The organism is Acinetobacter sp. ANC 4779 (assembly GCF_004331055.1).
In the GTDB taxonomy this organism is placed as follows: Bacteria; Pseudomonadota; Gammaproteobacteria; order Pseudomonadales; family Moraxellaceae; genus Acinetobacter.
Map to the genome: position 1 here is coordinate 98,289 of NZ_SJNU01000007.1, position 13,625 is coordinate 111,913.

A 13,625-nucleotide genomic window follows, 5' to 3' on the forward strand; every position below is an offset into this window, starting at 1 on the left:
ATGCAACAGATCAATTTAGAAAAAATAAAAGTTGCTGTGGTCGGTGCTGGGACCATGGGGATTGGTATTGCGCAATTGGCCGCCATGCATGGGCATCCGACCTATGTGTTTGATCTCGATCGCAGCAAAGTTCAGAGTGCCTTAACCGCTTTAGAAGCACAGCTCGGCAAGCGGGTAGAAAATGGCAAAATGACCCGACAATTGCTGGAGCGAACCTTAGCAAACTTGATCGTGGCAGAGGATATTCAGCAGCTTGCCGATGCAGGCTTAATTATTGAAGCCATTGTCGAAAAGAAAGAAGTGAAACAAACTCTGTTTCAGCAGCTCGCTGCCATTTGCCCAGAACAGACGATTTTTGCATCCAATACTTCATCAATTTCCATTACCGCAATTGCTGCTGCAATTCCGAATCCGCAGCGGGTGATTGGCCTGCATTTCTTTAATCCAGCACCCGTGATGAAGCTAGTAGAAGTGATCCGAGGCTTAAAAACTTCAGCGGTCCTTGCCGATGCAGTATTTGAACTAATGAAACACTGGAATAAAGTTCCAGTTAGAGCCAAATCGACCCCCGGTTTTATCGTCAATCGTGTCGCGCGCCCTTATTATGCCGAAGCCTTTCGTGCCTTGCAGGAAAATGCCACCACACCGGAACAGCTCGATTACATCATGCGCGAATGTGGCCGTTTTGCCATGGGGCCATGTGAACTCACGGACTTGATTGGACAGGATGTTAATTTTTCGGTGACGCAAAGTGTTTATCAGGAGTTTTTCTATGAGCCGCGCTACCGCCCATCCTTGATTCAAAAAGAGCTGGTCGATGCCGGCTGTTATGGCCGCAAGTCCGGTCAGGGTTTTTATGATTACGCTCAGGCCAAGCCTGCACCAGCGTATGAATTGCCAGTGTGTTATGCCAAATCACTGAACAAATTAAAAGTTAAAGTAAAAGGTGACTGGCTGCATTCACCCGCACTGATTGAACGTTTAAAACAGGCATCTCATCTGGAACTGAGTTTTCAGGCGGCAGAACAGAATGAAATCCTGATTGGTGATCTTTCCCTGCGTTTATCGCTCGGCGAGTCAGTTGAACTGGCTTATCCGCATGACCCGGTGGTGTTGATGGACTGGCATGCAGACTGGGCCAATGCTCAGGCAATTCCGGTGGTGGCATCGCCGGCTTGTAAGGAAGAACAGCGCCAAGCGGCAGAGCTATTCCTGGTAGGTATGAATGTGATACCAATTTGGTCTAAGGATCATCCAGGTCTTTATGTTATACGTAGTCTCGCCATGCTGGTGAATGAAGCATGTGAAGCCGTTTTGCATGGTATTGCATCAGAACAAGATATTGATTCTGCTATGAAATATGGTGTGAATTATCCTTGTGGTCCATTTCAGTGGGCGGATAGAATTGGATATTACACAATTTTACAAATTTTAGAAAATATGTATCATATTTATGGTGAAGATCGCTATAGAACTAGTATATATTTAGCAAAGATAGCGGTGCAGGGACAGGCACAGAAAAATCAGCAGCAACCATTACGCGTCGCGGGCTAAAAGGAACAATCATGGAACAGGTTTATATTTTTGCTGGAATACGCACACCGATCGGACGCTATGCCGGTGGACTGAGCAGTATCCGTAGCGATGATCTGGCAGCGCTACCGATGCAATATCTCAAAGATCAGTATCCGGCATTGCCATGGGCAGAACTGGACGAAGTCATTTTAGGCTGTGCCAATCAGGCTGGTGAAGATAACCGTAACGTGGCCCGTATGGCGGCTTTACTCGCAGGCCTACCTGAATCTGTTCCGGCGCTCACCGTGAACCGCTTATGTGCCTCAGGTCTGGATGCGATTGGACTTGCAGCACGCGCTATTAAATCGGGCGAAGCACAATTTGTTTTGGCCGGTGGAGTAGAATCCATGAGCCGGGCGCCTTTTGTGCAGTCCAAACCCACCACAGCCTTTAGTCGTAGCCCTGAAATTTATGACACAACAATAGGCTGGCGTTTTATCAACCCAAAATTTAAAGCACAGTTCGGGGTTGACAGCATGCCGGAAACGGCAGAAAACGTCGCTGAAAAATACCAGATTAGCCGCGCAGATCAAGACCTGTTTGCCTATCACAGCCAGCAGAAAACAGCATTAGCACAGCAAAACGGTATTTTTGCCGAAGAAATTCTGCCGGTAGAGGTCAAAGGTCCGAAGAAAACTACGCTTATCATTTCGCAAGACGAGCACCCGCGAGCAGAAACGACACTGGAAAATCTGGCAGCTTTAAAAACCCCATTTCGTAAAGAAGGCGGTTCGGTCACCGCCGGCAATGCTTCCGGTGTCAATGACGGCGCAGCTTGCATACTGCTCGGCAATCAGCAGTTTGCCGAGCAGTATGGTTTGAGCCCGAAAGCCAAAGTGATCGGGATGGCCAGCGCTGGTGTTGAAGCCAAATATATGGGCATTGGGCCAGTGCCAGCCGTACAGAAAGTCTTAAAGCAGACCGGACTGCGTCTGGAACAGATGGATGTAATTGAGCTAAACGAAGCTTTTGCTGCACAGTCACTTGCCGTGATTCGTGAACTGGGTCTGCCAGATGATGATTCGAGAATCAACCCGAATGGTGGAGCCATTGCCTTGGGACATCCTTTAGGGATGAGTGGCACGCGTCTGGTGATCACAGCCATGCATGAACTGAAACGCCGTAATGGCAAATATGCACTCTGCACCATGTGTGTGGGGGTAGGACAGGGCGTTGCCCTGATTCTAGAAAATATGGATTAAGCACATCATTCAATTAATGAAATAAATCGTGGTCAGGATGACTGCGTCAGGAGTAAGAAGATGAATAACAATGCAATGGAAAAAATTGAAACGGTATCGGTTGATGAGTTACGCAGTGTCCAGCTTCAGCGTATGAAAAAGACCCTACAGCATGCGTATCAGAACAGTCCGGTTTATAAAAAGAAATTTGATGATGCGGGTGTGCATCCGGATGATTTCAAATCGCTGGAAGACCTGGCTAAATTTCCGTTTACCACCAAACAGGATTTACGCGATAACTATCCGTTTGGCATGTTCGCTGTACCCCAGGAACAGATCGTACGTGTGCACGCATCTTCTGGCACCACCGGTCAGCCTACTGTAGTCGGTTATACCCAAAATGATATCACTACCTGGTCGGATGTGGTGGCACGTTCTCTGCGAGCTGCCGGTTTGACCAGTAAAGATATTATTCAGGTGTCTTATGGTTATGGGCTGTTTACTGGGGGTTTAGGTGCACATTATGGCGTTGAACGCCTGGGCGCAACCGTAATTCCGATGTCGGGTGGTCAAACTGAACGTCAGGCGCAGCTGATTCATGACTTTAAGCCAACTGCACTTATGGTCACGCCATCTTACTGCCTGAATATTATTGAGGCGCTTGAGAAAAAATTCGGCACGGCAAAAGACTGTTCAATCAAAACTGGCGTATTTGGTGCAGAACCATGGACCAATGAAATGCGTAAGGAAATTGAAGAGCGTCTTGGTATTGATGCTTTGGATATTTATGGTTTGTCAGAAGTCATGGGACCCGGCGTGGCGATGGAATGTCTGGAATCCAAAGATGGTCCGACCATCTGGGAAGATCATTTTTATCCGGAAATTATCAATCCTGAAACCGGTGAAGTGCTTGAAGATGGTGAACTGGGTGAGCTGGTCTTCACCACCATTACCAAAGAAGGTATGCCGGTGATCCGTTATCGTACCCGTGACCTGACCCGTTTATTGCCAGGCACAGCCCGAACCATGCGCCGAATGGATAAAATTGTGGGACGCAGTGATGACATGATGATCATCCGCGGTGTCAATGTATTCCCCTCGCAGATTGAAGAACAGATTTTAAGAATCCAGCAGCTCATCCCGAACTACCAAATTCAGATTTGTAAACATGGACATATGGATACGTTGCATATCCGTACCGAAATGCGTAAAGATAGTAGCGATATTATGGCGCATCAACTGGCGACCCAGCTGAAGGGCCAGATTAAAACCATGGTGGGTATTAGTGTGAGTGTGGAAGTGCTGCCAGAAGGCACCCTGCCACGCTCTGAAGGTAAGGCACAGCGTGTATTTGATATCCGAAAGTCTGCATAAGCTCTACTGGATGATCGGTCGATGACTTATCATCCAGTTTTTAAAAGGTAAAGTTAAACGAAATGAATCCGAAATTAAAACAAATCATCGATGACTTTATTGGTAATGAAGCATTGAGCGGGACTTCATTAATCATGACCATTTTTGGGGACTGTATTTTTCACCGCGGTGGCATTATCAGTCTGGCCAGTTTAATCCAGTTGATGGATGTATTTGGTTTTAACGAGAGATCCGTTCGTACTGCGGTATTTCGCCTGGTTCAAAATGGCTGGCTGGTCTCGGAGAAAATTGGCCGCACCAGTTATTATCGGGTGACTGAAAGCAGCCGTCAGCGCTTTATGATGGCAGATCAAAAAATTTACAGTTTTACTCATCAGGAATGGAATCAGAAATGGGATCTGGTGCTACTGAGTTCGGTCGAACTGGAAAACAAACTGCTCCTAAAAAAAGAACTGGAATGGTTAGGTTTTGCCAATATTGCCAGCAATGTTATGGCCTATCCGGGCTGTGATCACAACAAACTGCAAAACTTGCTGTTAAATTTAAAAATGACAGAGCAGGTGGTGGTGTTTAAGGCAGAAACTTTACTGTTATGGCAGGAATCTTATCCAACCGTGAAACGCATGGTAGAGACGAATTGGCCGGTTCAGGAGTTGCATCAGCGTTATGAAAAATTCATCGGGGTGTTTAGGGAATTTTTTCATTTAGTGGAAAATGAAGATGAGCTCGATCCGGTACAGGCCTTTCAACTACGAATTTTACTCATTCATCAATATCGTCGCATTTTATTAAAAGATCCCAATCTGCCCTTTGAACTGTTACCCTCAAACTGGTTATCCATCAATGCCCGGAACTTGAGCAGTAACTTGTACCAAACCGTGGTGGCTGCGGGTGAAGAGTTTTTCATGGAGATTGCACGGACCTCAGAAGGCTCCATGCCGCCTGTACATCCGCAGTTCTATAAACGCTTTGGTGGTTTGCGTCAGCAAGAAATCAGCTATTAAAGCAATCATTTATTAAAGCAATCAGATTTTAAAGGAATAAAACGATGCCTTGCTATGCCATAGATGGGGTGATCCCTGTGGTCAGTCCTCAAGCTTATGTTCATCCGACTGCGGTGCTGATTGGTGATGTGGTGATTGAAGCTGGGGTCTATATTGGTCCTTTCGCGGCCTTAAGAGCCGATTTTGGCGGGATTCGTATTCAGAAAAATGCCAATGTTCAAGACTCGTGTACCATTCATGGTTTCCCAGACAGCGTGACCTTAGTGGAAGAATACGGTCATATTGGGCATGGCGCAATTTTACATGGCTGTATTATTCGCAAAAATGTGCTGGTGGGCATGAACAGCGTGATTCTGGATGAGGCTGAAATTGGCGAGAATACCATTATTGGTGCCAATAGCACGGTAAAAGCCAAGGCTCGGATTCCTGAAAACTCACTGGCATTCGGTAGCCCAGCCAAGGTGATCCGTAGCTTGGAAGCTAAAGAAATTGCTTGGAAAACCAAGGGTACCGAACAATATATTCACTTAACCCAGCGCTGTTTGTCTTCCATGCACGAAGTTTTACCCTTGTCGGAAGATTCAGCAGATCGGCTTACCTATCAACATTTCGCTGCAGAACATGTCATCAAATCTAACAGTTGATTTTTAACCACGGCGAAAACAACATTTCAACCGATACTTTTCAAGCTGTCCGGGTTAACTGACCACTTGGGTAGATTTATTCAGAACCCAAGCTTGATTAGCACGAAGCTGTATAATCAAGCTTGCTCTCACTTGAAAAGCGTTTTGTTGATCCGTCTAAATATATCCAGCATCCCTTATGTTGCATATCCATACTTGCTATCAAGCGATTTGAATAAAATTAACCAGGCTGAATATGCTGATGTTTTCTAAGTTTTAGATGAGGTAAATTCATTATTGAAGATTTTAACCGCTTTATAAGATTATGACTCTTGTGCGCAACGACCCAAATAAAAAAAGCCGATAAAGAAGTGTTTAAGTCAAAAACTGAATTTAATTGAGGCTCTTAAAATCACTTTTACACACCTATCTTTTATCTGAATTTTAAGACTTATATTTAATAAATTATTGTTTTTTATAATTTTTAAAAAAGAAACCCAGCTTTATTCTCAATCATTTCATACTAGCTTAACGGCTTTATACAATTACATATTGGGTAACCCGCTTTTCTGCCTTGCATTGCTGCTTACGAGAATAAAAATCATTAACATGAATTTTACTCATCTTTGAATTAGATAAAATCATTTTCATTCATGTATCCGTTCGAGTATAAATCTCCTCATTCAGAAATTTATATTTTCTCTCAGAGATTAGGGTAGCGGATTATCATGAGTAATAAGTTTGCATGTTCAATTAAGCGCATTCGTTTTGACGAAAACTACGAACCCGCTGACAATACACGTCAGACCACAAATTTCGCCAATTTAGCGCGTGGTGAAAGTCGCCAAGAAAACTTACGTAAAACTTTAGCGATGATCAACAACCGCTTTAATAGTCTGGCAACCGTCGATAACCCTAAAGGTGATCGTTATTCACTTGAAATCGACATTATCTCCGCTGAACTCGATATTGAAGGCAATGGAAATACTTTTCCATTCATTGAAACACTCAAAAGCACGATCATCGACCATCAAACTAATGAACGTATTGAAGGCATGATTGGTAACAGTTTTTCATCTTATGTACGTGATTATGACTTCAGTGTGGTATTGCCAACGCTTGGTTGCAAGTTTAATGAAAAGCCAGAAAATTTCGGTGATTTACATGGAAAATTATATAAACACCTGGTGAACTCAGAAGTATTCAAAGCTGAATTTAAAAAACAGCCTGTGATTTGCCTGAGCGTATCAACAACGAAAACATACTATCGCACAGCCAATGTACATCCAGTTTTAGGTGTGGAATACACCAACGATGACTATTCACGTACTGATGAATACTTTGCCAAAATGGGCTTAAGCGTTCATTACTTTAAACCTGAAAATGCGAATGCACCTCTTGCATTTTACTGTGCCGGCGACTTGCTTCGTGACTACACAGATTTTGAATTGATCAGTGCCATCAGCACCATGGAAAGTTTCCAAAAGATTTATCGCCCTGAAATCTATAACACCAATTCACCCGCAGGTGTGGTGTATCAGCCAAGCTTGAGTTATGGCGACTATTCTTTAACTCGCATCGTGTATGACCGTGTCGAACGTGGCGAACTTGCAGTTAAACAAGGTAAATGGACAGAAGAAAACTTCATCAAGCCATATAAAGAAATTCTTGATGAATGGGCTACTAATTTTCAAGAAGACACTGCTCAGCAAAATGCTGCTTAAGACACTGAACTTATCTACAGATTTATGACTTACAGAAAGAAGATAAAACATGGCGATTTTACTCCCAACATCTACTGCAGGCAGCTTACCGAAACCATCTTGGTTAGCAGAACCAGAAAAGCTTTGGTCAGCATGGAAACTTGAAGGGGAAGAACTTCTTGAAGCTAAACGTGATGCTTTAAAACTATCATTACATGAGCAAGTTCGTGCGGGTATTGATATTGTCAGTGATGGTGAGCAAACTCGTCAGCACTTTGTCACCACGTTCATTGAGCATTTAGAAGGTGTTGATTTCGAAAAGCGTGAAACTATGCGTATTCGTAACCGTTATGATGCAAGCGTGCCATCCGTAGTGGGCGAAGTTTCTCGTAAACAAGCAGTGTTTGTTGAAGATGCAAAATTCTTACGTAGCCAGACCGACCAGCCGATTAAATGGGCATTACCTGGTCCAATGACTATGATTGACACTCTCTACGATGGTCATTACAAGAGCCGTGAAAAGTTGGCTTGGGAATTTGCCAAAATTCTGAATCAGGAAGCACGTGAACTCGAAGCTGCGGGTGTGGATATTATTCAATTTGATGAACCTGCTTTTAACGTGTTCTTTGATGAAGTGAATGACTGGGGGGTTGCCACGTTAGAGCGTGCACTTGAAGGTCTTAAATGCGAAACGGCAGTACATATTTGTTACGGTTACGGCATTAAAGCCAATACAGATTGGAAAAAGACTTTAGGTAATGAATGGCGTCAATACGAAGAAGCATTCCCTAAACTGCAACAGTCAAAGCTCGATATCATTTCATTGGAGTGCCAAAACTCACGTGTACCGATGGATTTGATTGAACTGATTCGTGGCAAAAAAGTCATGGTTGGGGCGATTGATGTGGCGACCAATCAAATCGAAACGCCTGAAGAAGTCGCAAATACACTACGTAAGGTGCTTCAGTTCGTCGATGCAGACAAACTTTATCCTTCAACCAACTGCGGTATGACCCCTTTATCTCGTCAAGTCGCTCGCGGCAAACTCGAAGCATTAAGCGCTGGTGCTGCCATTGTTCGTCAAGAACTTGAGGCTTAATCCAACGTAGTCTAAAGCAAGGCAGGGTAAATGGCTGTTCATGAATTCTGCCTTAAGCATAAGCACGTTTATATATTTGAGATGAAAGAGATGATTGAAGCAACAGACTTTAGAAATGCAATGTCTTTGTTAACGACTGCAGTCAATGTGGTCACCACAGAAGGTGCATCTGGGGTTCATGGGTTTACTGCATCTGCGGTATGCAGTGTCACGGATACACCGCCGACATTGCTGGTGTGCATGAATCAGGCATCTCGCTCACATGCACATTTTATTGAAAATAAAATTTTAAGTGTAAATGTGCTGGGCGCGCAGCATGAACATATCTCTAATGCATTTGCATCCAAATTGAGTTCAGAAGAGCGTTTTAAACAGGGTTCTTGGACAATATTAGAAACCGGTGCACCTGTTTTAGAAGATGCTTTAGTCAGCTTCGATTGTGAGATTGAACAGATTCAAGAAGTTGGCACACATAGCGTATTTATGTGTCGCGTGGTTGCAATCAAACCAAGTCAACAGGATGAAAGTTTGGTTTATTTCAATCGTTCTTACCATCAGGTTGGTCAAATCGAAATCGCTTAAGTCAATTGTCTAATGATCATCAAACCATGAAGTAAGTATTTTGTGGAATTGATCAGTTTTTATTTGTTGCTGCATTAGCCGGATTCGCTGCTGGGCTGCTTTCTGCAACAAATTTATAAAGGATTAATAGTTTTTGTGTTCTGGGTTGCTTCTACGAGGTGGGTAGCTACAAAAAAGCGCGTAGGTTAGAACCAAGTACTTCCATTAATAACTAAACAAATTTTTTCAGGTAGGGGATAGAGGGGGTGAACAGCCACCGATTTTTTAGACACTTTTTAGTTAGATAAAATGACGAATTAACGAGGTGTTTATAAACAGCATTACACGATATCCAGAAGAATTCTAAGTTGATGTAACAGTGGTGCTGCGGTACATCGGTTCAAGTGATCTAAAAGAAATTTAAAATTGATTTCTACAGGATTTTTTGTCCTTACAGCTAAAGGTTATAAGGATACAAATGCATTTTAATACCGTACTGTATTCTGATTAAATTAAAAAAATACTGCGAGTTGGATTCTGAATTAAAATTTCATAATCGAGAGATCAGGAAATAAGCACAGGGAATGAGTATATATTCGGCAGGCTGAAAAAATTTCAAAAGATTTGCAGCACATAATCAAAACCGAAGGAAAAGATGGAAGCTTAGATTCAACTTCATGACCGACTTTATAATAGATGATGCAGTAAAATCGAGTTATGAAATAAGTTTAAGATGTAACCCTCTTTCAGAAAAAAGCACGAATAGAGATGTATAAGATACTCTTTTCGTTTATCTTTACAGGGACATATTCGGACTAGAATTCAGATTATCGTCAAACTGCGTCGTTAACTGTTTGGGTTTTAATAACTTTCAATAGAGCTTGATAATCAACTAAAATGAAAATTTATAGGCTAATGATACTTTCCCATTCAATATCCTAAGCTTTTAATTTGAACTGGAGATACTTCTTGCGTGCTAGCCGCTATAAATATTTGATCATCATATTGCTTGTACTTGCAGTAGGTTTTGCGTTATTTCGCTGGTGGCAGGGGCCAGTATTGCCAAGTTATACCGTAAGCTCCATGCCGCTGGTGCAGAATGTCGTCGCGACCGGGCGAGTGGCCACGGTTTCGCGTGCTCAGGTCGGCAGTGAAATTAGCGGTGTGGTTCTTCAACGGCTGGTACAGGAAGGAGACCAGGTTTCACCGGGTGACCTGTTGGTGGTTTTGAAATCGGATGAGCTGCTTGCCCAAGTGCGGCAGGCTGAGCTTAAACTAACCGAATTGGCAACCAGCACACGGCCACAGGCATTGGCAGAGTTGGCCAGTGCCAAAGCACAACTGGAACAGGCGAGTCGTGAAGCAGTACGTCGACGCAATGCAGCAGCGGGCATCCTGTCGGCTGAAGAAATAGAGCAGGCGCTAGAAGCAGAAAGAGTCGCGCGCAACAATTATGAAGCGGCGCGCTTAAAAGCGGCATCACTGGCGCCGGGGCAAGTTGAAGAAGCTTCACTTCGTCAGCAACTTGCAGTGGCGCAGGCTCAGTTGGCCAAGACAAAAATTCGGGCTGCGGTGACAGGTACTGTACTCACACGTGATGTGGAGCCGGGTGATTTAGTCCAACCCGGGCAAACCTTATTTACGATTGCATTGAAGGGTAATACAGAAATCCGGGTGCCGCTGGATGAGCGCAATTTACCCCAACTGGCCTTGCAGCAAAATGCAACGGTCATTACCGATGCTTATCCAGATCAATCTTTTCCGGCCCGTATCAATTTTATTGCACCGAGCATTGATCCTCAACGTGGCACAGTCGAGGTCCGATTAACTGTGAATCCCGTGCCCGATTTTTTACGTCAAGATATGACCGTATCGGTTAATGTCGAGACCGATAGACGAGCGCGGGCACTCACCGTTCCCAATGATGCTTTAAGCGCTATCAAGGGAAATAAGGCAGTGGTATTAAGGGTAAATGATGGAAAAATACAGCGTCAGCAGGTTCGTTTAGGCTTACGTGGTCTTGCCATGTCAGAAGTGGTGTCCGGTTTAAGTGCGGGTGATCAGGTACTGGCTGATGCAGAATCTTCATTAAAAGATGGAGCAAGAGTCCGTTTAAAGCCACAAAACACCTTATTGGTGAACCCTGCTGAGCATACCGACAACAAAAATGAATTACCGGTGAAATTCGATTGAAAAACTTTCTCGGACGGATTTGGACCGAATGGAAAATCGCGGTCAGTTTTTTGCGCGAGGGCCGTGCGCAGTCCATTATGATTACTGTGGGTGTTGCAGTGGGTGTGGCTGTGATTGTTTTTATTAGTGCTTTGATTCAAGGGTTGCAGTCGAATATTGTCGAACGTACTCTGGGCACCCAAGCCCATATCCGTTTGCTGTCACCGGATGAGGTGAACCGGATTGTACCGCCTCCTGCGGGAACTGTGCAATTGGTGCAGGAAGACAAGCGGGCACAGCGGCTACGTTCGATCAATAACTGGCAGCAAATTACCGAAACCTTGGATCAGTTGCCTGTACTGACGGCGGTATCTCCCGTCGTGTCTGGACCGGCATTTGTCCAGCGGGGCGATGCAGTGGAATCGGTCGCATTAGTCGGTATCAATCTAGAGCGTTATCAACAGATCATTCCGCTGAAAAAATATCTGCTGAGTGGTCAGCTACGAGTGGGTGCCGACGATGTATTGATTGGCAGCCAGTTAGCCAAAGATCTGGGGGTGCAAGTGGGTAGCAAGTTGCGCCTGGATACCGGTCAGCAAAATAGTGCATTGGTGAATGTTGCCGGAATCTTTGAACTAGGGGTACGGGAACTGGATGCACGCTATGTCTATCTGGACTTAAAACAGGCACAGTCCTTACTGGGTTTGCCAGGCGGGGTTACGGTCATTGACCTGACCATCGAAGATATTTTTGAGGCAGATCAAATTGCGGCACAGATAGGACGTTTGACCTCATTAAAAGCAGAAAGCTGGATCGAAACCAATGCACAACTCATGAATGCGATTACAGCCCAAAGCCTGTCAACCAATATGATTATTGTCTTTGTCGCGATTTCAGTCGCCTTTGGCATTGCCAGTGTCATGTCGGTCAGTGTGGTACAACGCACCCGGGAAATTGGCATTTTACGTGCTACAGGTGCAACTCAATCACAAATTTTAAGAATTTTCCTGTTCCAAGGGGCAATATTTGGCTTGCTCGGTTCGGTGCTGGGCAGTGTGGTCAGTTATGGTCTGGTCTGGGTATTTAATAACTTTGGCCCAGGATTATTCTATATTCCGATTTCGATCGAGCTGGTGATGCTGGCATTGTTATTGGCCACTGTGACTGGCGTTCTGGCTGCAGCGGTGCCATCGCGCCGGGCAGCAGCGCTCGATCCGGTGGAGGCGATTCGTCATGTCTGATCAGTTGCAGGAAGTGCTGCGCCTAGAAGGGTTGCGTAAATCTTATAATATCGGCCAGCCCAATGAAGTTGAGATTCTGCATGGCATTGATCTCTGTATTGGTCGCAACGACTTTGCTGCACTGATTGGTCCTTCCGGATCTGGCAAAAGTACCTTATTAAATATTTTGGGTCTGCTGGATAAACCTAGCAGCGGTGAACTTTATCTACTGGGACAACCGACCAGTACCATGGAGGACAGCGGACGTACTGCACTGCGCGGCAACAGTATTGGGTTTGTATTTCAGTTTCATCATCTGATTCAGGCATTTACGGCATTAGATAATATCTTAATGCCATTAATGATGACGCATGGTAAACCGAATAAACAAGGGTTACAACGAGCGCGTGATTTGCTCGCTGCCGTAGGTTTGGAAAAGTTCGCTGACCGGAAACCGAATGAGCTTTCAGGGGGTCAGCAACAGCGGGTCGCAATTGCCCGGGCGCTGATCACTGAACCGGCCCTACTCTTGGCCGATGAACCTACAGGTAATCTGGATACCCAGACCGCTGCTGAAATGTTTGAACTGTTTCGTAAAGTACATCGTGAACGTGATTGTGCAGTGCTGCTGGTGACGCATGATCCACGGCTTTCAGCCACGTGTGATCGTACTATTAATCTGGTTGACGGTCGGATCGAAAGTGATTCAGCCAATGGCTAAGCAGAGCATTTATCTTAAACGCCAGCTAATAAGAGCAAGAGTAAATATTTTATCAGACAGGTACATTGTTGTTAACGAGCTGGCATTCAATCAAAGTAAGAAGATTGAAGGCATACATGAAGATTAGCAAACTTACTTAGAACTTTTTCATCCATTAAAAAAATAAACAACTTTTTGATTTATCAAAGAAAGGGGATACATTATTTATTTTGTGAAGTTAAGGACACGTGACCTCTCTCTAATCTTCTAGGCACACTAGGGAATTATCTAAACTGACCTAACCTACCACCACATTTGGCAAGGATGAAGATATTGAAATAGCCTGCAATCGAATCAGGCAGCATTCGCATCTCGATAGGATGAGTGCAGAAGTATTTGAGGCGGCTCTACAA

11 protein-coding genes are annotated in these 13,625 nt (G+C 44.4%); all 11 read left to right on the forward strand.

Annotated elements, in window-relative coordinates; genetic code table 11:
* The 11 genes from E0H80_RS09740 to E0H80_RS09790 all read left to right on the forward strand — a co-directional run bounded on the left by E0H80_RS09740 (window position 1) and on the right by E0H80_RS09790 (window position 13,233).
* A complete protein-coding gene (locus tag E0H80_RS09740; protein ID WP_131365316.1) occupies window positions 1-1,554 on the forward strand; it encodes a 3-hydroxyacyl-CoA dehydrogenase in 1,554 nt (517 codons plus the stop codon).
* Window positions 1,555-1,565: 11 nt separating this feature from the next.
* Window positions 1,566-2,777 (forward strand): 3-oxoadipyl-CoA thiolase, encoded by a 1,212-nt coding sequence (pcaF, locus tag E0H80_RS09745; protein ID WP_131365318.1) that lies wholly within the window; start codon window positions 1,566-1,568, stop codon window positions 2,775-2,777.
* 60 nt (window positions 2,778-2,837) lie between these two features.
* Entirely contained in the window at window positions 2,838-4,130 is a 1,293-nt protein-coding gene (paaK, locus tag E0H80_RS09750) for a phenylacetate--CoA ligase PaaK (protein WP_131365320.1), read from the forward strand.
* Window positions 4,131-4,192: 62 nt separating this feature from the next.
* On the forward strand, window positions 4,193-5,134 hold the full coding sequence (paaX, locus tag E0H80_RS09755) for a phenylacetic acid degradation operon negative regulatory protein PaaX (RefSeq protein ID WP_131365323.1): 942 nt from the start codon (window positions 4,193-4,195) through the stop codon (window positions 5,132-5,134).
* A gap of 44 nt (window positions 5,135-5,178) precedes the next feature.
* Window positions 5,179-5,778, forward strand: coding sequence for a DapH/DapD/GlmU-related protein (locus E0H80_RS09760; RefSeq protein ID WP_131365325.1), 600 nt, complete (start codon window positions 5,179-5,181; stop codon window positions 5,776-5,778).
* Window positions 5,779-6,485: 707 nt separating this feature from the next.
* A complete protein-coding gene (locus E0H80_RS09765) occupies window positions 6,486-7,481 on the forward strand; it encodes a putative oxygenase MesX (protein ID WP_131365327.1) in 996 nt (331 codons plus the stop codon).
* Between the two features lie 49 nt (window positions 7,482-7,530).
* Complete coding sequence (locus E0H80_RS09770; protein ID WP_131365329.1) at window positions 7,531-8,559, forward strand: methionine synthase; 1,029 nt, start codon at window positions 7,531-7,533, stop codon at window positions 8,557-8,559.
* Between the two features lie 90 nt (window positions 8,560-8,649).
* Window positions 8,650-9,141, forward strand: a complete 492-nt coding sequence (locus tag E0H80_RS09775) for a flavin reductase (RefSeq protein ID WP_131365453.1) — start codon at window positions 8,650-8,652, stop codon at window positions 9,139-9,141.
* 948 nt (window positions 9,142-10,089) lie between these two features.
* Window positions 10,090-11,313: an efflux RND transporter periplasmic adaptor subunit gene (locus E0H80_RS09780; protein WP_131365331.1), complete on the forward strand. Its 1,224-nt coding sequence runs from the start codon at window positions 10,090-10,092 to the stop codon at window positions 11,311-11,313.
* Complete coding sequence (locus tag E0H80_RS09785) at window positions 11,310-12,533, forward strand: ABC transporter permease (protein WP_131365333.1); 1,224 nt, start codon at window positions 11,310-11,312, stop codon at window positions 12,531-12,533. Before E0H80_RS09780 ends, E0H80_RS09785 begins: the two co-directional genes overlap by 4 nt.
* Window positions 12,526-13,233: an ABC transporter ATP-binding protein gene (locus tag E0H80_RS09790; protein WP_131365335.1), complete on the forward strand. Its 708-nt coding sequence runs from the start codon at window positions 12,526-12,528 to the stop codon at window positions 13,231-13,233. Before E0H80_RS09785 ends, E0H80_RS09790 begins: the two co-directional genes overlap by 8 nt.
* Window positions 13,234-13,625 lie beyond the last annotated feature (392 nt).